This window comes from uncultured Planococcus sp., assembly GCF_947501725.1.
Taxonomy (GTDB): domain Bacteria; phylum Bacillota; class Bacilli; order Bacillales_A; family Planococcaceae; genus Planococcus; species Planococcus donghaensis_C.
On sequence record NZ_CANMXD010000004.1, the window covers coordinates 155,252 to 175,194 of the forward strand.

A 19,943-nucleotide genomic window follows, 5' to 3' on the forward strand; every position below is an offset into this window, starting at 1 on the left:
ACGAAAATTGAAGAGGGGCTGAGTCGGATGAAAGTGTTGGTAGTCGGAGCAAATGGACAAATCGGAAGGCATTTTGTAAAAATGCTGGCAGATAGCGAAGAGCATATACCGAAAGCGATGATCCGCAAAGAAGAACAAATCAGTTTCTTCAACAGTCTGGGAGTGGAGTCGGTATTGACCAGTCTCGAGGGCAGTGTGGAAGAAATAGCTGCTGCCATGCAAGGATGCGACGCGGTCGTATTCGCAGCGGGCAGCGGCGGCGGTACAGGTGCAGACAAAACCCTGTTGATTGATTTGGATGGCGCCGCAAAAACGATTGAAGCAGCGGAGCAAACCGGTACTGAACGCTTTCTCATGATCAGTGCCATCAATGCCGACAAACGGAATATGTGGAAAGAGGATATGGCCCATTATTATGTCGCAAAACACCACGCCGACAATATTCTACGCGCCAGCGGATTAGTCTATACCATCATCCGCCCGGGCCTTTTGACGAACGATTCCGGAACCGGCAAGATCCTAGCGACAGAAAATTTGGATTCCGGCCAAATCCCCCGGGAAGATGTAGCCCGTGTGCTGCTGCATTCACTGGCGAATGAACATGTCTATAACAAAACGTTTGAAATCATTTCCGGTGAAGATGATATCGAAGACGCGCTAAACAGTTTGTAAAGGGCTCAAAAATTCTAAAAAAGGCTTTTGATCTTTTGATCAAAAGCCTTTTTATCTATAAATTAGGATACTGTTTTCAGGCTTTTAATCCCGAGTACCAGCTGGAATACAAATGCAACCGAACAGAGAATGATCGCGGCATAGCCAAGTCCGCCGATTGGCGTCATTTGGAAGGTTTGGATGACCAACAAAGCCATCATCAACGCAATGCCGAAATTCACAATATACGGCCGGTCATAATATTTCTTGGACGCGATTCCTACAAAAATCGCCACAGCGATAATCAATATCAACAAAAAACTCCCCATAGTTCTCCCTCACCCTTTAACTTTGTCTTCCCTAATACTAACATTTCCCCTATTGATCCGATAGAGTACCGGGAATTTTTTCATAGGACAGTTTTTTGATGATCTTTCCCTGATCGGGATACAACTCCAGCAGCTCGGCCTGCCGCAATAATTCGAAATCCGCAAAGTCGAAGCCAGGTGAAACCATGCAGCCCACCAATGAAAAGCTGTCTTCTGCTTCAACTGTCGAACCGAAAATACTGCCTCTCTCCACCAGCACCTGCGGCCGTTCTCCTGCTGCTATGTCCAGCCCCAATTTTTCGGTCCGGTATTTCCCATCAGCATCAAGGATATGCACTGTTACCGCATCACCGGCATGAAAATACCAGAGCTCATCGGATTTAAGCCGGTGAAGATGTGAAATGTCCTGTGACCTCAATAGGAAATAGATGCTGGTATACAAATTCCTTTCAGCAGAGTGTGTCGCCAGGTTGATTTTTTCGGGCGAAACGAACGACTGCTTATAATACCCGCCTTCCGGATGCGCCGCCATATCCAAATGGGTAATCCAATCCTCTGCATTCATCATCTCCAGCTCCGTTCCTTATTATTTTTTCCTGCCCTAAAATAATGAAACTTTTCAACTCTTTAGACGTATCCATTATATAACATATCAACCTAAGTTGAACGATAGGAACCAGCTTTTATATTACCACTGTATACATAAAATATATGGAGCAAACCAGCTGAGAATTGTTAGTTCAACTTATATAATAAACCAAGGAGGAATAAAAGATGAATAATCATGAAATCGATTTTAAGCTGCACGGCGATGATATGCAATTTGTGGAAGTGGAGTTGGATCCTACCGAAACCGTTATCGCAGAAGCTGGCGCATTGATGATGATGGAAGACGGCATCGCCATGGAAACGATTTTCGGTGACGGTTCCAAAAGTTCTGGAGGCAGCGGTTTGATGGGCAAATTGATGGGTGCCGGAAAACGGATCATTACCGGAGAAAGCCTGTTCATGACGGCTTTCACTAATAATGGGACCGGCAAACGCCATGTTTCTTTTGCAGCCCCTTATCCCGGCAAAATCATTCCGATGGACTTGAGCATGCTCAACGGCAAAATCATCTGTCAAAAGGATTCCTTCCTGGCAGCGGCAAAAGGAGTTTCCATTGGCGTTGAATTCCAGCGAAAACTAGGCGCTGGATTTTTCGGCGGCGAAGGTTTCATCATGCAGAAGCTGGAAGGCGACGGGCTGGCATTTGTCCATGCCGGAGGCACCATCTACCGCAAGAATCTCCAAAAAGGCGAAGTGCTGCGCGTTGATACCGGTTGCCTGGTAGCGATGACAGGCGATGTCGATTATAATATCGAAACCGTACCCGGCATTAAAACCGCCCTGTTCGGCGGCGAAGGTTTGTTCTTTGCGACTCTGCGCGGACCTGGAAGTGTTTGGATCCAGTCGATGCCATTCAGCCGTTTGGCCAGCCGTGTATTTGCGGCCGCTCCTCAAAATCCCACCGGCCGTTCACAAGGCGAAGGCAGTGCTGCAGGAGGATTATTCGATCTATTAGGCGGACGATAAGTGAAATAAGAAAAGAGCCGCTTCTAAACGGAAGCGGCTCTTTTCTTATGCTTTTCTTGTCAGAATCGCAGTCCATGTCCCAATCTGTAGCTGTTGCCGTCTTCATCCTTATAGGCGTAAGAAAGTCCTTCGGGCATATAGAGATCCTTGTCATAGCCCGGCACGTCATTTCGTGACAGGCATTCACCGTTGTCATCCACTGCAATGACTGCCGCACTCGCTGGCAAAGTCAAAGGCAATACCCCTACAGGATGACTCGATCCGGCAATCACTTCGAATTGCGCTTTATAGAAGGTATCATATCCCGCAAGCAAGGCATCGCAAAGCGGTTCGATGCCATCAAGAATCCAAGGCAGGATGATGTTGACACTCATAATCACTTTTCCGCCGCGCCCTTGGATATCAGCGGCAATTGCTTTCACCTGCTCTATGCCATGCAGTGTGGTTTCCACGTAAGAACTGCCATCCAATGCAATATTGGTTTTACCCTCGCAAAGTTCCAGCTCCAACAGTCCCGGGGTAGCCGAGAAGTAATCCCCTGATTTAGGTTCCAGAAACAGCACGGCCATATCGGCTTCTTCATAACGCTCAGCTAAAGTAAAGTGCCCAAGATCCACACAATCTTTTCTGGCTTGCTCTGTATAGGCTGCCGCCTTTTCAGGCGACTTATGAAAAACTTCCACATATAACTTCTTTACGCCCAGCTTGTCAGCAGACAAAGGCAGCGTTTCCTGATGATTCTTCAAAACAGTGACCGACTGTTTATGCGCTTCGTAGGCAGCTTCCCAGTGACGGGGTGTTTCAACTGTACGAGCGGCATGCTCAGGCGACACATATGTGCGGTCATCGAAGATTCCAAGAGCAAACATTTCTGCCAATAAACGTGTACTAGCTTCGTCGATCCGCTTTTCGCTGATCCAACCCTTGGTGATGGCTGTTTTCAAGTTCTCCACATCATTGGTATCCGCTACGAGATCTGTTCCGGCATTGATCGCTTTAGCGAAGCGTTCCGCTTCACTGAGCTGCTCCACTCCCCATGCCATTTTATTGACGATGCCACTGTCGCTGTTGATATAGCCTTTGAAGCCCAGATTTTCTCTCAGGATCTGGTTGAGGAAATAATGGTTGAACGTAAAACCGACTTCCTCGAATGGGATATCCTCTCCATCCACTTGCTGCACCACACTTTTCTTGATGCTGGGTATCGAATAATAGGGCATGATAGAAGAAGAACCGTGCTCCACTGCGGCTTTAAATGGAGGTAAATGATAGTTTTCCAGGCTTCCTGGAGTCGGGTACAGATTCCATTTCCCTTCTTCATAATGTGGGTCGAAGCCATTTTCCCTCGCCCCTCCACCGGGAAAATGCTTAGTCGTCATGGCAATGCTGGAATTCCCTACATTTTTCCCCTGAAACCCGTCGATTAAGCGTCCGATCGCGTCGGCGATGAACACGGGATCTTCGCCAAATGTCCCGTATGTGCGCTGCCATCTCGGATCCGTAACTGTATCCGCCATATACATATAGCCTTTTCTTAACCCTGTCGCATTCCATTCCTTTTTTGCAATGTCAGCGAAGCGGCTGATCAAGGACGCATCTCCCCCTTGCTTCATCTCACCTTGAGCTGCTGCTGCAAGACCTAGTGTGCCCGGCCAGGTCGAAAAAATCCCAGAGGCATCGTTCATGCCGAAAACAGCTTCTGCATGTTCATTTCTTGAGTTTGAAGCGATTAAAGCCGGTATGCCCAGACGCGTGTTTTCACATACTTCGTTTATGGTATTCACCCATTCAGCCATCTCCGCAGCGCTCCAGCCATCCCGCAAAATGAAATGGCGCAGGTGCATATTTTCGATGGTATGTGTGGTTTCATAAATTTTGGAAATTGCAAAGATGTTCTCTCCTTTTTCCACAATGGCCTCATCGAGTACACCGCCATGGCTAGTCTTGCTTTTGTCTTCCTGGCTGAGTCCCATCTTACGCGTATGGATGAGCATCATCCCGACTTTTTCATCAACTGTCATTAATGACACCAGGTTTTCTGCTCGCACTTCAGAACTTAGGCGCCAATCTTCATAAGGATCCAGTTGCCCGTCCCCATTCAAATCCTTGAATTCCAATCCATCCACTTTTATAATCTTCTTCTTCCGCACTTCCAATTTCGGCTGCTGTACTTTCATTATCCATTCATCCTCCCAAGACGTTTGCCGGCATTCATTAAGCTTATCAATGACTGAAGGAAACGGTTCTGCTTTTATAATCAATCAGTTTAAGCCTTCGTTTCCATCAAGTTGAAAAGAGAACTCAGACTGCCACTTCACCATAACAAAATCCACTCATTATTTCTAAGTAAAAATCGAATTTTCTTTCTTTTTTAATATAATTGATCCAACCAGAGACTTTTCTTTCTCAGATTTATTGTATCCTCAGCCTGAAACCACCATTTTGATATTGAATGCCTGAGCATAAAAAAGAGCCGACTGTCCAATTGGAAACAGTCGGTTTTTCATATCCAAAATCTAAATCATCACCTGCTGGTCTTCAGCTCGAACTGTATTTTAAATTGCAGCATTAGCCGGTTCCATTGGATGTTCAGCTTGGAGTTTCTTGCGGTTGAAGCCCATCAATCTCATGGCATTCAAGATGACGATCAGGACACTCGCTTCATGGATGAACATACCTGAAGCCAAGTAAATGGATCCCATCAGCACACCCGAAAGCAGGATCGCCACAATGCCCACTGCGAAGAAAGTGTTTTGCTTCATATTGCGGATTGTTGCTTTCGACAGTGAATAGGCATGCGAGAACTGCATCAGTTTGTCAGCCATCAACACGACATCCGCTGTCTCCATTGAAATATCGGTGCCGCCTTCTCCCATCGCTAGTCCGATGTCTGCAGTGGCGATAGCCGGAGCATCATTGACTCCATCCCCGGCCATTGCTACTATATGGCCCTGCTCTTTCAATTGTTTTATAAAAGTCACTTTATCTTCCGGCAACAGCTCAGCATGAAACTCGTCCAAGCCTAAAGCAGTTGCGACCAACTCGGCAGTGTGCTGGTTATCCCCTGTCAGCATGACGATTTTTTTGATGCCGTCCGCTCTCATTTGAGCGAGTGCAGGCACTGCGTCTTCACGTATTTGGTCGGCGATCGAGAAGATGCCGGCCACTTTCCCGTTTACAGCTGCAAATATAGCCGTATTCCCTGCTTTTTCGCGTTTTACCGCGTACGCTTCTACATTTTCCGGGATGGAGATATTTTTCGCTTTCATCAGTTTCCGGTTTCCGATCACCAAACCTTCGCCTTCTACCTTAGCGGCCAAGCCATTGCCTTTAATGACTTCAACTTGTTCCGGCTCTTGATCGAGGGCTATATCCCGGTTTTTCGCTTCTTTGACAATGGTTTGGCCCAGATGGTGTTCAGAAGCCATTTCTGCTTGGGCAACCAATCGAAGCAAATTCTGTTCTTCATGTGAATGGAAGACTTTGATATCTGTCACTTCCGGCTTTCCTTTGGTCAAGGTACCGGTTTTATCAAAGACCAATGTATCGACCTTCGAGAAGCGGTCCATCACTTCCCCGCCTTTGATCAGCACACCATTTTTTGCACCATTGCCGATACCCGCTACGCTGGAAACCGGTGCACCGATGATCAATGCACCTGGACAGGCAATGACCAGGAATGTAATGGCCAGATGGAGATCTCTTGTCAGGGCGTACACCACGATCGATAAGACCACGACGGCAGGTGTATAGATATTGGCGAATCGGTTCAGGAACTTTTCAGTCTTCGACTTCGATTCCTGCGCTTCTTCCACCAGTTCGATGATTTTTGCGAAAGTTGTATCATCTCCAACTTTTTCAGCGATGATTTCGATATATCCCGTTTCGATAACGGTGCTGCCATACACTTTATCTCCGGGTTTTTTGGAGGCAGGTACAGATTCCCCGGTGATAGCCGCTTCATTAAGTGAAGCGTGTCCAGTGAGGATTTTTCCGTCAACCGGTACTTTTCCACCAGTCCGTATCATTACCCGATCGCCTCTGATAACTTCTTCCACCGGTACAGTCAAGGTGATGCCTTCACGGATGACGGTCGCTTCCTGTGGCGCCAGATCCACGAGGCTTTTCAGTGATGAACGGGTTTTCTCAAGCGTCCGTACCTCCAGATAGTCCCCGAACAGGAACAAGAAAGTAACAACTGCCGATTCCACATATTCACCGATAAACAAGGCGCCGATGACTGCAATTGTGACCAGCATTTCAATACTGAACGCTTTCATCATCAATGCCTGATATGCTTTGATGGCAATTGGGATCCCCGCAATGACCGTGGCGAGGATCAGTGTGAGCTGCCGCAAGTCATACTGGCCTGTAAAGTTTAAAACCAATGCGAGCACCAGTAGAAAACCGGCTCCAAACGTTATGTTTTTTTTGTTTTTGTGAATAAAAGCAAACATTTTTCTTCATCTCCTCTTTTATTGATGTGGGAAGTTTTAGCCAAATTCTTTTTGGATATTGTTTTTCCTTATACTTCTATACTAAATCCAATTGAGTTTTTACAAATTGACTCCCATCAAGTAAATGGAAATCTTCACAGATAGTTAGGCAATAGAATATGGAATGGTTGTTTTCAGGGCTTGATACAGGTCAAGGACAAGCCTGACTGGAGATTCTATACTAAAGCCAGAAAGAGAAAGGAGCGGTTCAAATGACTGTCATTAAATTTCAATTGGAACCTTTGACTTGCCCATCATGCATCAAAAAGATTGAAGGAAAAGTCGGAAAGATGGATGGTGTGGAGAAAGTGAAAGTGCTGTTCAATTCCAGTAAAGTAAAAGTGGATTATGACGAAGAACAGGTATCACCAGAAGAGTTGAAGTCCGTTATCGAGAAGCTTGGCTATCCAGTAGCGGCCTAATTCCAGCTATTCCAAAACGATGAATTCAACGTCTGACTTGATGTGCGTCAAGTTCTTCTCTAGATATTTCCGATAAACTAGAGATAGAAAGCAAGTCAGAACCAGGAGTGATCGCTATGATACATGTGCTTATCCTTTATGCGAGTTCAACAGGAAATACAGAAGAAATAGCCAGCCTATTGGAGCAGCACCTGGATCCGAAGGTCTATGCAGTTAGCTTGGAAAATATCGAAATGGGAGACATGGATCCCCAGCAGCTGCTCCAGTATGATGGCATTCTTTTCGGCACCTATACGTATGATGATGGGGACCTTCCATTTGAAACAGAAGTATTTTGCGACACGCTGAGAACAGTCGATCTGACAGGCAAAGTAGTCGGCGTTTTTGGTTCAGGGGACACTGCCTACGATGGATTTTGCTCAGCAGTCGATTTGATGAAAGTTGAGTTTAAAAAGCATAACGCACAGGTCATCCCACATTCTGTCAAAGTGGATCTGTCGCCTGACGAAGAAGAAGACCTGCAATCCATCGAAAAACTGGCTGCAGAATTCAGGAAAACCATCATAAACGCCAACGCTACTCATGAAGCTGGTCAATTTTAATCTAATTACTTTAAACGAGGAGGAAAAATCCATGAAAAAGCTACAAACAATCGCTTGTGATTGCATTGAAGAAATAGATCGCATGATTGATGAGGGACTAAGTGGAGGTTCAGTCAATCCGAATTATACAGTCGCCCATCTAAAACTGAAGGAAAAGTACCAGACCATGCCTTCAGTTCAACCAGTTGATGGATCCGAGCAAGGAGGAGAACTAAAATGAATGCGGTTCAGTTTATTTCACCATTTTCTACCGATTTTTCATTTAATGCGTTACTGCATGAGCATAGTGCATTTTTAATTATCGGCATATTGATCCTTTTCTTCTCGGTGCTGTTGCGGGCAGGAAGAGTCATTGTCATCGAGGCTATTTTGCTCTCCCTGTTCTTTGTTATTGCCGAAACCTTTTCCAACCCACTTTACTTGGCACTGGTTGTCCTTCAGCTATTGTTCGGAATTTGGATGATCTGGAAGGTTAAAATTGCAGTAGACACAAGCTTCTATCGGCATTCTGAAAAAACACATCTACGCCCGACTGACATTACAAAAGGCGGCAATGCAGGAACAGGTCATATTCTTTATTAAAAGATCCTGTTGGCCGTCAATCACCTCCTAAATAAAAACGCCTATCCCAAGCCCTTAATGGCTCTGGATAGGCGTTTTAGATTGCTGGCTGCATTTAGTTGACGACAAAAGACGAAGCAATCGATATTTCAAAGATTGGAGCTTCCTGTGATAAAAAAGTTTTGACGATCCGGTATTCACCGGGAGCCAACACTATTCCCAATTCTTTCACAGAAAAATCCATGTCCGTTTCGTCTCCCGCCGCCAACACACGGCCAAAATCATTCAATTGCGGATTGTTTATAAATACAGCGTCAGAATGGGTCAGGATATGCCATCCACTTTTTCGCTTCAATTCAATATGGAAGTATTGCCCGAAACCATAATCCTGCATGCTGTCGTTCTTGATCGTTGTAGCGATGATGGAAGGCGACCCTTCGTAACTATGTTCTTCAAGAAGCAACGACAAGCCGGCTTTACTGGATGCAAGTTCCTGATCGGGCGACGGATTTTGTATGGTCGCTACTGTAGAATCGTTGCCGCAAGCTACTAGAAATACAGCAATCATCAAGAATAGAATTATTTTTCCCATAAGTACACCTCTTCCCCCAGCATAGCTCTTATGCAGCTCCACCGCCTTGACGTATATCAAGTCGATACGAAGTAATTTTTAGAACATACACCGTTTCAAGCATGGAGGATTGACAAAAAAATCGACGCATGAGACTATACCCTAACGACCGTTAGGAAGGTGAACCGATGAAAGCAGATCATATTCTCCAAACCGCCGTCAGCCATTTTGCGAAAGAAGGCTACGAAGGTGCTTCCCTCAGCAAAATCGCCGAGGAAGTCGGAATAAAAAAACCATCAATTTATGCGCATTACAAAGGGAAAGACGATCTCTTCCTTTCCGCTCTGCATTACTCTCTCCACACACAAAAAACTCATTTGGCAAGTTATTTCAATGGTATGAGGGACCTTCCGCTAGAGTCGATGCTGTACGGTTATTTTGCTTGGTTCTCACAAGAAAGCCAAGACAATGAACGGATGAAATTCATTTTGAGAGTCGCTTATTTTCCACCGCTCAAACTTGAAAAAGAAGTCGGAGAACTGTTCAACCCCTTTTTTGATAACATGCATCGGCATTTAACACGTCTTCTGCGTGAACGCCAGCGCCAGGAAAAAATACTGTATACAGCGGATTTTTCTAATGCGGCTTTGGCATACCTGACGATCACAGAAGGAACCATGACCGAACTTGTATACAGTGGCGTGGAAAAATATGAAAAACGCCTGCAGGCTGTCTGGCCCATCTTTTGGCGCGGCTTGAGCATCTAATAATCCGTATCCACTACAGTTTCCCTTTATCAACGAGGCGCGAATACATTAAGGAGATCACCACATGAAAACAAATAAATTAGTTCTTTCCACTTTATTGCTTAACCTGTTTATCGCATTTTTAGGTATCGGCCTCGTCATTCCAGTCACACCGACTATTATGAATGAATTAAACATTTCAGGGACAGTAGTCGGCTATATGGTTTCTGCGTTCGCTTTTGCCCAGCTCATCGTTTCGCCTATCGCCGGAAGATGGGTCGATAACATTGGCCGCAAGCCGATGATCATCACCGGCTTGCTGATCTTCAGTATTTCGGAATTCCTGTTCGGCATCGGGGAAACAGTGGAAGTCCTGTTTCTTTCCCGGATTCTCGGTGGCGTCAGTGCCGCTTTCATCATGCCGGCAGTAACAGCATTTATTGCAGACATTACAACCAGCAGCACACGGCCAAAAGCTTTAGGCTATATGTCTGCGGCCATTTCCACTGGTTTCATCATCGGACCGGGAATCGGCGGTTTTCTGGCCGACATCAGCACACGGCTTCCGTTCTTCTTTGCAGCCGGTTTCGGTCTATTCGCAACTATTTTGTCGCTGATCACCTTAAAAGAACCGGAACGCGTTTACGAAGTTGAAGAAAAACATCAGCCGATTCCAAAATCAGGATTTAAGAAAATTTTTTCACCGATGTATTTTATTGCATTTATGGTCATACTCATTTCGTCATTCGGACTGGCCGCATTCGAATCCCTGTTTGCGTTGTTTGTAGACCATAAATTCGGCTTTACCGCCATGGATATCGCAATCGTCATCTCTCTCGGCGCGATAGTCGGAGTGATTTTCCAAGTCGGCTTATTCAATCGACTGACGCAATGGCTCGGCGAAATCCGTCTGATCCGCTACAGCCTGCTGGTTTCCACCATTCTGGTATTCATCATGACACTCGTCAACAGCTATTGGTCGATCCTCTTGGTGACAATGGTCGTATTCGTCGGCTTTGACCTGATGCGGCCTGCCGTCACTACTTACCTGTCACGCATAGCGGGGAATGAGCAGGGGTTCGCCGGAGGAATGAACTCCATGTTTACGAGCATCGGCAATATTTTCGGTCCGATTATCGGTGGCATCCTTTTCGACATCGATTTGAACTATCCGTTCTATTTTGCTACCGTCGTACTGGGAATCGGAATTGCCTTAACGTATGTATGGAAGAGCCATCCAGTTTCGGCAGGAAAAGAACCAAGTAAACCGGTTGAAGTTTCCTGATACAGGAGATGGCAAAGTGATCATAGTTACAACAAAGAAAGCAGGCCGACTTGAGGGATTCAAGTCGGCCTGCTTTCTTCCTGTTATTTTAGTATTTCAAATTAGTAGATGAGCTCCAGCAGATTAAAAATCTATTCTAAAAAGAATAGGATTCCCCGTCATTAGGAACCAATACATTGGAAGACATGCCTTTCTCTTCCGCAAAATTTTTCAGCTCTTCCCGGGACAGTGTCCAGTGATTGACTGCCTCCATATGGACAGCGACAATTTCAGCTTTTGGAGCAGCTTTATGGACTGAGTAGACATCTTCTTTCCCCATGACCAGAGACCCCCCTTCCAAAAATTGATTGTCTCCAGCGTTGACGACAATCACTTCCGGATTATGAGCATCGATTTCTTCCTGAACGGCTTGATACCATACTGTGTCTCCTGCTATATACAAGGTTTTTTCATCCGGATGTTTGAGGACCACGCCACATACGTTTCCTGCAAGCTTCAGGACTTCTCCTCTTCCATGCTCCCCTTTTGTCTTGATCAATTGAATGCCTTCAAAGACGGTATCTCCTTGCAAGACTTCCACATTCGTGAAGCCGGCTTTTTGTACTTCTTTCGCGTCTTCTTCATTTTGAGTGAATAACTTAATCTCTTTCGGCAATGCCTCTTTTGCAGCGTCATCCCAATGATCCAAGTGCAAATGGGTGACAATTACGGCATCTGCATCGATAATATCTTCAATGGACACCGGAAGTCCAACTAAGGGATTTTTCTGGTCTTGTCTGGCTGAATTCGGAAATGGCGGATAAACCCCTTTTTCGGCTAAAAATGGATCAACTAAAAATGTTTTGCCAGCGTACTCTACAACCAGCGTGGCATTTCGGATATGGTGTATATTCATCTGTACAGCTCCTTTTGTCGAATGTAAACACAGTATACATGTTAACCGATCCGGAAATACAGAGGATTGATGAAGTCTTTTTGCCGTTTTACTTTATTTGTGAAAGGATTTGAAAAAATGTTGGATCACACCGATTTACATATTCTTGATGAACTATCGAGAAATAGCCGTATTACAATGAAAGAGTTAGGTCAAAAAATTCACCTGAGTGGACCTGCTACGTCCGCACGTGTAGAAAAATTAGAATCAAGCGGCATCATCGAAGGCTATACTGTCCAGATCAACCAAGTGAAAATGGGTTATCCTGTGCATGCAATGATCAGCATCATTACAGAAAACAGGGATCATCAGCCTTATTTATCTTTCCTGAAAACCCAGGAATCATTTGTGATAAACAACTACAAGATAAGCGGGGATAGCTGCTATCTTCTTGAATGCAAATTCCCATCCAATGAACAGCTGGATGATTTTCTGATTGATTTGAACAAACATGTAAATTATCGATTATCACTTGTTATCAATAAGCAGTAGATTCTTCTGGTTGCATCATCAGCTCACGTTTTTCGCTCCTCCAGCAAAAGCACCAGATAACTGACCTCCCGCTGAAAGTCCCAATCCACAAAAAGGTCCAACACCTGGCCATTCAGGATGGATTCCAAATTGAATAATTGAGTGATCCGCAATTCCAAGGGCCGTTTGGCCAAGCGCAGTTCTTCCGTGATTCCATTCTCGACCAGTTTCTTTTCAATATCTATAAGGATACCGATGCGTTCGATCAGCAGAATCTGGTCGCTCAACCAATAGAAATTCGTCTGATCCGGTATTCTTTGGGTACCCATGCTGTTGAGGAGAATGATTTCCCGCAATGTGTCTTCATCGACTCGCTTTGGCCAAGGAAATTCCTCATGCAGGCTGTCCTTTTCCATAGTTGCAATCAGCATGCCGCTCCTCTTGGAGAGATTCCAGTCAGCATACAGATTAGTTAATTTCCCTTTGCTATACGCCTGCAGCCCGGTCAGTAGATCCGCTTTTACCGAATCGATCAGTAAATCCCTTATTTCCAAAACTTTATTCCATTGGCCTTTCTCCACAAACATTTTTTCGGACGGCAAGATAAAACCGTTCAAGTGGATCAGGAGGAATGGAGGGCGAAGAGTGACTATCACCTGCTCCGGTTTCTCCCCGAAATGCTCTTCCAGGAATTTTTCGATATAGTGAGAAATTAATGGTTGGCTATGCGGTTCACGCGTCATCAGAAGCCCCTCCTTTTCATTCTCTTGAGCGATCGAATTATCCGTCAGCAGAAGAATAAAATCAATGATTTCCCTGGTTACCAGCCTGCTATAAAAAATACCGCCAAAAAGAATGAAACATTCTTTTTGGCGGTATTTCCAGCTCTATTGTCCGGAATACTTGGCCACTCCATTGAAATTTTCTCTTCTCTGCTATAGATCGTCCTGTGGGTTTCTTTACCTAAACTTTATCTTGAATTTTCTGTGAAGTAAAGAAAACTGTTTTTATTGCTTTGCCACTGCACTATTTCAGTTTCCAGATGAATCGATAACGTTATATTTCCAACCAGAATGATCGAGCTGACAGTATGGTATCATTGATAAACTAAGACAGGTCATTGCGTAAAAATGAGCAGGGGTGAAAGAATGTTAATAAGAACAGCTGAATCTGATGATGCTTTTGGCATCGCCAAAGTGCATGTGGATAGTTGGAGAACGACATATGAAGGCATCATGCCTGCTTCATTTCTCAATAATTTGTCCTACGGAAAACGGACAGATTTGTGGAAGGATAATATTGCTGTGAAAGAGGATTATGTGGTGGTCGCGGTAACGGATGAAGGAACAATCATCGGATTTGGCACTGCTTCGAAAAGAGCCACGAATACAGTGGAAAAGTCAGGCGATCTGACTTCCATTTATCTTCTCAAAGAATACCAGGGACAAGGAATTGGAAAAATGCTGCTGAAAGAATTATTCCTGCATTTCAAGCAATTGGATTACGAGAGGATCTTTGTGGAGGTGCTGGAGGCGAATGAAACCAAGTATTTTTATGAATATTATGGTGCAGAGCTCATAAAAACTGTCGAGATTAAAATAGATGGAACTCTTTTAAAAGAACTGGTTTACGAATGGAAAAATATTGACGCCCTACTCGAAAAAATCATTTAACAAACGATAGCAAAAAACCATCCTTCAGCTGAAAGATGGTTTTTTTGATTGTTTATGCGCCTGTAATTACAGCATTTGTGCAATCTGAATCAGATTTCCGCATGTATCATCCAAGACAGCAATTTTGACATTGCCCATCTCCGTCGGCTCTATCGTGAAATTTACACCTTGGTCCAGCAATCGTTCATACTCTTTCTGAACATCTTCAACTCCGAACATTGTAGCCGGAATGCCGTCCGCAAATATCTTCTGCTGGTATTCTTTGGCGGCAGGATGGTTATTCGGTTCAAGGACAAGCTCCGTCCCTTGTTGATTGTCCGGAGAAACAAGTGTAATCCACCTGAATTCCCCCATTGGGATATCATTCTTTTCGATGAAGCCAAGTGTTTCCGTATAAAATTTCAAAGCCTTGTCCTGATCTTCGACAAATAAACTGGTTACAAGTATGTTCATTCTGTTTTGCCTCCTTCATCTGAATAGATGCTTCCGTAGCTTACTCGAGCCAATCCTCCAGCAAATTTCTCAATGGCTCTTTGTTGAAAGTCAATACCCGGTATTTCCCCTTTCTTGTTGTTTTCACCAGCTCTGCTTCATCCAATAGGGATAGATGTTTGGCAATTGCCTGCCGTGAAATGTCGAGATCGTGTTTGGTGATCAGACGAATCGTCAGTTCATATAAAGTCATTTCGGTGCGTTCAGATAATTCGTCCAGTATCAGCCTACGTGTCGAGTCGTTGAGTGCTCTGAATACCGCATCTTTATTCTCCATACATTTATTATAAGCAACCTTTTGGTTGCATGTCAACAAAAAAATGACCATACATATATAGACATCCGGTCTCATCACTCATTGTATTCAGCGCTTCTGATACGTCAGTTCCCAATAAATCATGTCCTCTGAATCCCTCGTTTTTTTCATGCCGACCTTTTCCAGCACACGGATGGATCCAATATTGTCCCAGTTGGTTTCTGCAATCACTTTTTTTACCGCCATCCCATTAAATGCCCAAGCCACAAGCCCTTCGACTGCTTCTGTTGCATACCCTTTTCCCCAATAGGTTTCGAGGAATCCGTAGCCTACTTCCACTTCATGTCCGGAGTTCGGCTTCCCTTTAAACCCTGCATCTCCGATTATCACCCCATCTGATTTCTGTAGAACCAACCAGCTGCCCCACCCATACAATGCTGGATCGTCGCCAAGCTCTTTTAGATGTTTGGCGATTTCAGCACCGTTGTCATAGTTTTGAGTTTCTATGATCTTTTGTGAATGGCTGTCACAAGGAATCATGATTAACCGTAAAGTCTCTATTTTCATCTTTTGCTCCCCCTCCAATCCGATTAACATTATTCGTGTTCAGTCTGTCTGGCATTGATACACCTCATGCCAATGTTTCTTCAAGTGCCTCATTCTCTTCCTCATACCATCTGGAATACTTCGGGTTCAACACAGCGATGGAATACAGGAATGCTGTAATCAGCATAATGACTGCAAGAGATCCAATGGTCAATTTCAATGAAACAAAATCAGCAAGGAAACCGATTGTCAATATGAAAAAGATCTGAAATACGCTTTGGAGCAGCCCAAAAATGCTCGTCACTCTGCCCATCACAGCAACTGCAATATTGTTTTGATAAAAAGTCATGATGCCTGCATTCAAAAAGACATTAAAGAAACCAAGTATGACAAAGCCGACTGTAACCGAGGCAAAAGACCAGGAAAACGCGTAGATGACATAGCCGGCAGTCATCATCAATAAGCCAGTTACAATCATATATCGGATCGTGATTTTATTCGAAAACAGAGAGAGCAATAGTGCACCGGTCACTGAACCGATACCCGTGATGCTGATCAGCAGTGTATATTCTACTTCGGTCAGGCCAATCACCTGCTGGGTAAAGACAACTTCCTGAACATCCATCGCAAAAGAGAAGAGCATCACTGCCAGAAAACCCAGGTAGATGGCCGTAACGTATTTCCTGTCAGCCATAAATCCGTAGACCACTGTAAAGTCCTTCGCGATTTGAGCAGGTGTCAAAACAGGAATATCCGCCTGATCAATTTTCTCCGTTTCAGGCAAAACGATCAAGAGCAGGGCAGCAAGCAAGAAGAATCCGGCGTTAAGCCACATGGTCACTGAGATGTTGCTCAGTAATATAAACGCGCCTCCTATAGCCGGTCCGATGATAAAAGCTCCCGACGATGTGAATGACCGCAGTGAGTTGAATCGTTTTCTTTTTTGCGGTGATACCAGCATGGTAATATAGGTCATTGAAGCTGGGCCAAAAAACGATTTGGCAACACTGAGAACAACAAGAATCGCGTACACCGTTGAAAGATTCGGTGCCAGGGGAATCAACGTGATAAACAACGCTCTTGCAATCAGGGTCACCAATACGATTTTTTTCTTGCTTCGATAATCGATGAAACTGCCGGTCCAAAACTTCGTCACGATATTGGTCAAAGGTCCGATTATCCATAGCCCTGCTACAGCGGCTGCCGAAGCGGTCATCTGGTAAACCATGATGTTAATCGCAACCAGGTAAATGAAATCTCCCACACTGGCGATGCCCAAAGAACCAAGGAGAATCGAAGGTGTTTTCCATTCGTTTAGATTTTGTTTCAAAGTATTTCCCCCTATAGCTACTGCGAAATTCCTCTGATGAGCAAGCGTCTAAGACTTGCTCCCGGTTAGAGCGTCTCCTTATCCCTTCTATTTTCCGGCTGCTTCAGCCAATGGCGCAGGCCTTTGCCTGCCAATGGCTCATCGTTATACCGGGGAATCACATGAAAATGGCTGTGGCCGATCGACTGATTTGAAGCCGCGCCTACATTCCAGCCCAATGTATAGCCATCCGGTGAAAATTCATTGTCCAAGTATTCCCTGGCCAGTTTCAACAAGTCGTATGTATCGTTCCATTCCTCTTTCGTTAAATCAAATGTTAGGGTGCGATGCTGCTTTGGGACGATCACACCACTTCCCTCCAATACATCCTGTTGTTTCGCATGCTGCAGAAAATAGCAGCTCGTATTCTCCAACACAATCTTTTGGTTCGGGTCTTTATGAGGATCACAAAATGGACAACTCGTTTCGTTAGACATGATTTACCAACCTTTCTGATTTTGTTATTTCCATTTGGTCTGTGAATTTAAATTTCGTCAAGTTAACGTTCAGCTTCTGAAAAATCCCTTTCAACAAAAGCGAGAAGCAGTTCCAAGTCTTCCGGATAATCATGGTGCATTGTTAAATTATCAGCAGCTGAACAGAGCCTGTATTTTTCTAGCTACTTCCTTTGGTTTTACATCAAATGCGTTTAACTTGCTAATATCTACCCACACAGGTAAATATGTGCCTCGGTTTCTGCTATCGTCATTAAATTCTTCACCATTCCCCGAACCAAACTCACCGTCTACTATTGTGGCGAGAAAAAAATACTGGGTTCCATGAAAATCGATCTTCACAAAACATTCCTGAATTTCAACTTCAAGCCCGGTTTCTTCCATTGCTTCTCTTTTTGCTGTAATTTCCGGAGTTTCGCTATCTTCTATTCCACCGCCTGGAAAAACATAATATGTGTTTCCGTTTTTCACTCGTTTAATGAGACCTAATTTGTTATGTTTTATCAATATCACTGCACTGCGATCCCTCATCGTTCACCTGCCTTCTTCATTTCCTGATTCGCCTAATTATTGTATACTCTGTTGATAAGAGTGATGCCTTAGCAAAATAAATTTCTAGAGATAATTGTTTAGAGGAGGGGAAGGCTGTGGAAAATCGATTCGATCTCAGTTGGAAGAATAAAGAAGTGAGAATGTGGATTTACATCATGATCCCCACCGCAATCATCGGATTTTCCATTTTGATTTTTGCAGACTATACATATCAATCTATTGCTTCCTTGGTGATTTTGAGTGCCTGGATTATTTTCTACTTTTGGCGTTTGAAATACAGAAAGAAAAAAAGACTCAAACTAACGAGTCCATCTCAAAGCGGCAGGCTTTGAAAAAGTGAAATGGTGATGATGAATGCCGATAGGGTTCCGGCAGACAACAAGGTCAACATCTTCGGCCATTGGATCTCTTTCGTTGGTTTTACCGCTTCTTTGGATACTGCAATCCAAATCGCTATTGACACTAATGCGATGATTCCGATCACTTCATTGGACATAGTAAACATCTCCTTTCTATCCATTATTTACTTTTAACATATTGTAGGTATGAATCTTCTCTATTCTTTTGCCGGTCTTCCATTGCTTTCATGGCCGTCAATCACAGAAGCTCGGCAACTGCCATTTTGAACCCTTCATTTTTTCTTCGGTCTATCCCTGATCAAACTCCAAACCAACCCTGCCAGAAAACAAATCATCACCACCAAAATGAAAGTCAGTGGATTAAAGAAAATGTGATTCGAAAAGATAGTGAACAGGGAAAAATCTTCTGGATTGTCAAAAGCGTCTTTCGTTTCCACGATGTAGGAACGGAAATCATCTGCTTTTTTCAATGTGTAAACTGAGACTGTGACTACATAAACAGAGCTGATTAAAATCCCCAGCCAAATACTTCTCGAAGTAAGCCACTTGCTGGCAATCCGCATCGACAATTCAACAGTGCCGTACAGAAAGTACATGATGAATGGCATCAGAAAAAAAGGAATGACCAAAGTCGGATTTCCATTCCCACCTCCGAAGCCATCATTTTTTACAGGTTCACTTAAAGCGTTCATTCCGTAAAAAGCAGCAAGAGTAAGGATTGCGGAAAGCCAATACAATAACATAAGCAGTTTGTACATATTCTTCCTCCTTGCTGATCCAGCTTTTTACACCATATGGTTATATTCTCCATTTTCCGAAAGATTCCTTCCGGTTTGCATTAAATGAAACCTTATTTAGCTAAAAAAAGAAGAAGCGCATTTCAGCGCCTCTTCTCAACCAGTCACCAATCCATCAAATTGCGTTCTTGGTGGTCATTGCTTTTAAACTACCTTCCGACTTCAGTAAACTGTTTGCTGCAAAAAATAAGAGCAGAGGTGGCACCAAAGTAAATAGCGACAAGATACTAGCCAGCGCAAGGAATGCGGCCGCAATTGATGGAAAAGTCGACAACATCACCAAACCGAACAAGCTGAAGAATACGGCGAAGACAATCATATAAAAAGGATAAATCAGAACATCTTCAGCAAAGAGGATCATCTCAGCCGCAAATTGGTCAGCCGAAACCGTGACTTCTCCTCTGTTCATATCCAGTTGCACTTTCGAATCATTTTGGAATAGTTCGACCAGCTGATCATGTACCCATGGGTTTTTCTCTAATGAGTTCAAAGATAATACCGAGCCAGCCAAAAGAGCCACCAATAGAATGATGGATAGTGAAACCAATTTTCGTGTAGATTGCATACTGAACCTCCTACTGTTTAGTTAAGCCTTTGATAAGAACAGCATAACCGGTTTTGACATATAACTAATCAGCCTGAGGGGTGCTTGGAACTAAGACTTTAGATGTAGAGCCTGCATAACGTCTTTATAAGGGCAGTTACTTGTGGGGTTCACTTTAATACTGGCTCCGTTTTTTTGTCGCGATCAGATTGGTTTTTACCGAAACAATACAAAAGAGGAGAAGCATAAATGCAGCT

Annotated in this window: 27 protein-coding genes; 11 read left to right on the top strand and 16 right to left on the bottom strand. The window is 44.1% G+C overall.

The annotated features are described in order from the left end of the window. Positions 1-27 precede the first annotated feature (27 nt). On the top strand, positions 28-672 hold the full coding sequence (locus Q0785_RS07330) for an SDR family oxidoreductase (protein WP_298827794.1): 645 nt from the start codon (positions 28-30) through the stop codon (positions 670-672). 62 nt (positions 673-734) lie between these two features. Here Q0785_RS07330 and Q0785_RS07335 read toward each other — a convergent pair whose 3' ends face one another. Continuing rightward, positions 735-980: a hypothetical protein gene (locus Q0785_RS07335; RefSeq protein WP_298827796.1), complete on the bottom strand. Its 246-nt coding sequence runs from the start codon at positions 978-980 to the stop codon at positions 735-737. Positions 981-1,029: 49 nt separating this feature from the next. Continuing rightward, entirely contained in the window at positions 1,030-1,545 is a 516-nt protein-coding gene (locus tag Q0785_RS07340; protein ID WP_298827799.1) for a cupin domain-containing protein, read from the bottom strand. Positions 1,546-1,754: 209 nt separating this feature from the next. On the opposite strand from Q0785_RS07340, the gene Q0785_RS07345 reads away from it, so the two are divergent. After that, complete coding sequence (locus Q0785_RS07345; protein ID WP_298827802.1) at positions 1,755-2,555, top strand: TIGR00266 family protein; 801 nt, start codon at positions 1,755-1,757, stop codon at positions 2,553-2,555. A gap of 59 nt (positions 2,556-2,614) precedes the next feature. On the opposite strand, the gene Q0785_RS07350 is transcribed toward Q0785_RS07345, so the two are convergent. Together Q0785_RS07350 and Q0785_RS07355 are read right to left on the bottom strand one after the other, a co-directional pair. Continuing rightward, positions 2,615-4,732, bottom strand: a complete 2,118-nt coding sequence (locus Q0785_RS07350; protein WP_298827805.1) for a glycoside hydrolase family 3 N-terminal domain-containing protein — start codon at positions 4,730-4,732, stop codon at positions 2,615-2,617. 378 nt (positions 4,733-5,110) lie between these two features. Next, the gene (locus Q0785_RS07355; RefSeq protein ID WP_298827808.1) at positions 5,111-7,012 is read right to left on the bottom strand and encodes a cation-translocating P-type ATPase; all 1,902 of its coding nucleotides are present in this window, start codon (positions 7,010-7,012) and stop codon (positions 5,111-5,113) included. Between the two features lie 251 nt (positions 7,013-7,263). On the opposite strand from Q0785_RS07355, the gene Q0785_RS07360 reads away from it, so the two are divergent. The 4 genes from Q0785_RS07360 to Q0785_RS07375 all read left to right on the top strand — a co-directional run bounded on the left by Q0785_RS07360 (position 7,264) and on the right by Q0785_RS07375 (position 8,657). Continuing rightward, positions 7,264-7,473 (top strand): heavy-metal-associated domain-containing protein, encoded by a 210-nt coding sequence (locus Q0785_RS07360; RefSeq protein WP_298827811.1) that lies wholly within the window; start codon positions 7,264-7,266, stop codon positions 7,471-7,473. Positions 7,474-7,589: 116 nt separating this feature from the next. Continuing rightward, a complete protein-coding gene (locus tag Q0785_RS07365) occupies positions 7,590-8,075 on the top strand; it encodes a flavodoxin domain-containing protein (RefSeq protein ID WP_298827814.1) in 486 nt (161 codons plus the stop codon). A gap of 31 nt (positions 8,076-8,106) precedes the next feature. Continuing rightward, the gene (locus Q0785_RS07370) at positions 8,107-8,295 is read left to right on the top strand and encodes a hypothetical protein (protein ID WP_298827817.1); all 189 of its coding nucleotides are present in this window, start codon (positions 8,107-8,109) and stop codon (positions 8,293-8,295) included. Beyond that, on the top strand, positions 8,292-8,657 hold the full coding sequence (locus Q0785_RS07375) for a hypothetical protein (RefSeq protein WP_298827820.1): 366 nt from the start codon (positions 8,292-8,294) through the stop codon (positions 8,655-8,657). Before Q0785_RS07370 ends, Q0785_RS07375 begins: the two co-directional genes overlap by 4 nt. 94 nt (positions 8,658-8,751) lie before the next feature. Here the strand turns inward: Q0785_RS07375 and Q0785_RS07380 are convergent, their stop codons facing one another. Beyond that, positions 8,752-9,228 (bottom strand): immunoglobulin-like domain-containing protein, encoded by a 477-nt coding sequence (locus Q0785_RS07380; RefSeq protein WP_298827822.1) that lies wholly within the window; start codon positions 9,226-9,228, stop codon positions 8,752-8,754. A gap of 167 nt (positions 9,229-9,395) precedes the next feature. On the opposite strand from Q0785_RS07380, the gene Q0785_RS07385 reads away from it, so the two are divergent. Then, on the top strand, positions 9,396-9,974 hold the full coding sequence (locus Q0785_RS07385) for a TetR/AcrR family transcriptional regulator (protein ID WP_223632591.1): 579 nt from the start codon (positions 9,396-9,398) through the stop codon (positions 9,972-9,974). Between the two features lie 64 nt (positions 9,975-10,038). After that, on the top strand, positions 10,039-11,238 hold the full coding sequence (locus tag Q0785_RS07390; protein WP_298827830.1) for an MFS transporter: 1,200 nt from the start codon (positions 10,039-10,041) through the stop codon (positions 11,236-11,238). Between the two features lie 136 nt (positions 11,239-11,374). Here the strand turns inward: Q0785_RS07390 and Q0785_RS07395 are convergent, their stop codons facing one another. Beyond that, entirely contained in the window at positions 11,375-12,133 is a 759-nt protein-coding gene (locus Q0785_RS07395; protein WP_298827833.1) for an MBL fold metallo-hydrolase, read from the bottom strand. Between the two features lie 117 nt (positions 12,134-12,250). Here Q0785_RS07395 and Q0785_RS07400 point away from each other — a divergent pair, with 117 nt between their 5' ends. Next, positions 12,251-12,664, top strand: a complete 414-nt coding sequence (locus tag Q0785_RS07400; protein WP_223632600.1) for an Lrp/AsnC family transcriptional regulator — start codon at positions 12,251-12,253, stop codon at positions 12,662-12,664. A 23-nt stretch (positions 12,665-12,687) separates the two neighbouring features. On the opposite strand, the gene Q0785_RS07405 is transcribed toward Q0785_RS07400, so the two are convergent. Next, positions 12,688-13,386 carry a Na-translocating system protein MpsC family protein gene (locus tag Q0785_RS07405; protein WP_298827839.1) on the bottom strand — a complete coding sequence of 233 codons (699 nt, stop codon included), beginning with the start codon at positions 13,384-13,386 and terminating at the stop codon, positions 12,688-12,690. Between the two features lie 405 nt (positions 13,387-13,791). On the opposite strand from Q0785_RS07405, the gene Q0785_RS07410 reads away from it, so the two are divergent. Then, the gene (locus Q0785_RS07410) at positions 13,792-14,316 is read left to right on the top strand and encodes a GNAT family N-acetyltransferase (RefSeq protein ID WP_298827841.1); all 525 of its coding nucleotides are present in this window, start codon (positions 13,792-13,794) and stop codon (positions 14,314-14,316) included. Between the two features lie 66 nt (positions 14,317-14,382). Here Q0785_RS07410 and Q0785_RS07415 read toward each other — a convergent pair whose 3' ends face one another. The 6 genes from Q0785_RS07415 to Q0785_RS07440 form a co-directional block, all read right to left on the bottom strand. Continuing rightward, complete coding sequence (locus Q0785_RS07415; RefSeq protein ID WP_298827846.1) at positions 14,383-14,769, bottom strand: VOC family protein; 387 nt, start codon at positions 14,767-14,769, stop codon at positions 14,383-14,385. Positions 14,770-14,809: 40 nt separating this feature from the next. Continuing rightward, entirely contained in the window at positions 14,810-15,085 is a 276-nt protein-coding gene (locus Q0785_RS07420) for a helix-turn-helix domain-containing protein (RefSeq protein ID WP_223632617.1), read from the bottom strand. An 87-nt stretch (positions 15,086-15,172) separates the two neighbouring features. Then, positions 15,173-15,631 carry a GNAT family N-acetyltransferase gene (locus Q0785_RS07425; protein WP_298827853.1) on the bottom strand — a complete coding sequence of 153 codons (459 nt, stop codon included), beginning with the start codon at positions 15,629-15,631 and terminating at the stop codon, positions 15,173-15,175. A 64-nt stretch (positions 15,632-15,695) separates the two neighbouring features. Then, positions 15,696-16,940, bottom strand: coding sequence for an MFS transporter (locus Q0785_RS07430; protein WP_298827856.1), 1,245 nt, complete (start codon positions 16,938-16,940; stop codon positions 15,696-15,698). 65 nt (positions 16,941-17,005) lie between these two features. Further along, on the bottom strand, positions 17,006-17,416 hold the full coding sequence (locus Q0785_RS07435) for an HIT domain-containing protein (protein WP_223632624.1): 411 nt from the start codon (positions 17,414-17,416) through the stop codon (positions 17,006-17,008). Positions 17,417-17,566: 150 nt separating this feature from the next. Then, positions 17,567-17,965, bottom strand: a complete 399-nt coding sequence (locus Q0785_RS07440; RefSeq protein ID WP_298827860.1) for an NUDIX domain-containing protein — start codon at positions 17,963-17,965, stop codon at positions 17,567-17,569. Between the two features lie 116 nt (positions 17,966-18,081). Here Q0785_RS07440 and Q0785_RS07445 point away from each other — a divergent pair, with 116 nt between their 5' ends. Continuing rightward, positions 18,082-18,318 carry a hypothetical protein gene (locus Q0785_RS07445; protein ID WP_223632628.1) on the top strand — a complete coding sequence of 79 codons (237 nt, stop codon included), beginning with the start codon at positions 18,082-18,084 and terminating at the stop codon, positions 18,316-18,318. On the opposite strand, the gene Q0785_RS07450 is transcribed toward Q0785_RS07445, so the two are convergent. The 3 genes from Q0785_RS07450 to Q0785_RS07460 all read right to left on the bottom strand — a co-directional run bounded on the left by Q0785_RS07450 (position 18,300) and on the right by Q0785_RS07460 (position 19,707). After that, complete coding sequence (locus Q0785_RS07450) at positions 18,300-18,482, bottom strand: hypothetical protein (RefSeq protein WP_223632630.1); 183 nt, start codon at positions 18,480-18,482, stop codon at positions 18,300-18,302. The two genes, Q0785_RS07445 and Q0785_RS07450, sit on opposite strands and share 19 nt — an antisense overlap. Positions 18,483-18,617: 135 nt before the next feature. Further along, positions 18,618-19,103: a hypothetical protein gene (locus Q0785_RS07455; protein ID WP_223632632.1), complete on the bottom strand. Its 486-nt coding sequence runs from the start codon at positions 19,101-19,103 to the stop codon at positions 18,618-18,620. 154 nt (positions 19,104-19,257) lie between these two features. Further along, entirely contained in the window at positions 19,258-19,707 is a 450-nt protein-coding gene (locus tag Q0785_RS07460; protein WP_223632644.1) for a hypothetical protein, read from the bottom strand. Between the last annotated feature and the right edge of the window lie 236 nt (positions 19,708-19,943).

Bases quoted from the DNA above. Each gene is read 5' to 3' on its own strand.
- Q0785_RS07330 (WP_298827794.1), top strand. From the start codon at position 28: ATGAAAGTGTTGGTAGTCGGAGCAAATGGACAAATCGGAAGGCATTTT.
- Q0785_RS07335 (WP_298827796.1), bottom strand. From the start codon at position 980: ATGGGGAGTTTTTTGTTGATATTGATTATCGCTGTGGCGATTTTTGTA.
- Q0785_RS07340 (WP_298827799.1), bottom strand. From the start codon at position 1,545: ATGAATGCAGAGGATTGGATTACCCATTTGGATATGGCGGCGCATCCG.
- Q0785_RS07345 (WP_298827802.1), top strand. From the start codon at position 1,755: ATGAATAATCATGAAATCGATTTTAAGCTGCACGGCGATGATATGCAA.
- Q0785_RS07350 (WP_298827805.1), bottom strand. From the start codon at position 4,732: ATGAAAGTACAGCAGCCGAAATTGGAAGTGCGGAAGAAGAAGATTATA.
- Q0785_RS07355 (WP_298827808.1), bottom strand. From the start codon at position 7,012: ATGTTTGCTTTTATTCACAAAAACAAAAAAAACATAACGTTTGGAGCC.
- Q0785_RS07360 (WP_298827811.1), top strand. From the start codon at position 7,264: ATGACTGTCATTAAATTTCAATTGGAACCTTTGACTTGCCCATCATGC.
- Q0785_RS07365 (WP_298827814.1), top strand. From the start codon at position 7,590: ATGATACATGTGCTTATCCTTTATGCGAGTTCAACAGGAAATACAGAA.
- Q0785_RS07370 (WP_298827817.1), top strand. From the start codon at position 8,107: ATGAAAAAGCTACAAACAATCGCTTGTGATTGCATTGAAGAAATAGAT.
- Q0785_RS07375 (WP_298827820.1), top strand. From the start codon at position 8,292: ATGAATGCGGTTCAGTTTATTTCACCATTTTCTACCGATTTTTCATTT.
- Q0785_RS07380 (WP_298827822.1), bottom strand. From the start codon at position 9,228: ATGGGAAAAATAATTCTATTCTTGATGATTGCTGTATTTCTAGTAGCT.
- Q0785_RS07385 (WP_223632591.1), top strand. From the start codon at position 9,396: ATGAAAGCAGATCATATTCTCCAAACCGCCGTCAGCCATTTTGCGAAA.
- Q0785_RS07390 (WP_298827830.1), top strand. From the start codon at position 10,039: ATGAAAACAAATAAATTAGTTCTTTCCACTTTATTGCTTAACCTGTTT.
- Q0785_RS07395 (WP_298827833.1), bottom strand. From the start codon at position 12,133: ATGAATATACACCATATCCGAAATGCCACGCTGGTTGTAGAGTACGCT.
- Q0785_RS07400 (WP_223632600.1), top strand. From the start codon at position 12,251: ATGTTGGATCACACCGATTTACATATTCTTGATGAACTATCGAGAAAT.
- Q0785_RS07405 (WP_298827839.1), bottom strand. From the start codon at position 13,386: ATGACGCGTGAACCGCATAGCCAACCATTAATTTCTCACTATATCGAA.
- Q0785_RS07410 (WP_298827841.1), top strand. From the start codon at position 13,792: ATGTTAATAAGAACAGCTGAATCTGATGATGCTTTTGGCATCGCCAAA.
- Q0785_RS07415 (WP_298827846.1), bottom strand. From the start codon at position 14,769: ATGAACATACTTGTAACCAGTTTATTTGTCGAAGATCAGGACAAGGCT.
- Q0785_RS07420 (WP_223632617.1), bottom strand. From the start codon at position 15,085: ATGGAGAATAAAGATGCGGTATTCAGAGCACTCAACGACTCGACACGT.
- Q0785_RS07425 (WP_298827853.1), bottom strand. From the start codon at position 15,631: ATGAAAATAGAGACTTTACGGTTAATCATGATTCCTTGTGACAGCCAT.
- Q0785_RS07435 (WP_223632624.1), bottom strand. From the start codon at position 17,416: ATGTCTAACGAAACGAGTTGTCCATTTTGTGATCCTCATAAAGACCCG.
- Q0785_RS07440 (WP_298827860.1), bottom strand. From the start codon at position 17,965: ATGAGGGATCGCAGTGCAGTGATATTGATAAAACATAACAAATTAGGT.
- Q0785_RS07450 (WP_223632630.1), bottom strand. From the start codon at position 18,482: ATGTCCAATGAAGTGATCGGAATCATCGCATTAGTGTCAATAGCGATT.
- Q0785_RS07455 (WP_223632632.1), bottom strand. From the start codon at position 19,103: ATGTACAAACTGCTTATGTTATTGTATTGGCTTTCCGCAATCCTTACT.
- Q0785_RS07460 (WP_223632644.1), bottom strand. From the start codon at position 19,707: ATGCAATCTACACGAAAATTGGTTTCACTATCCATCATTCTATTGGTG.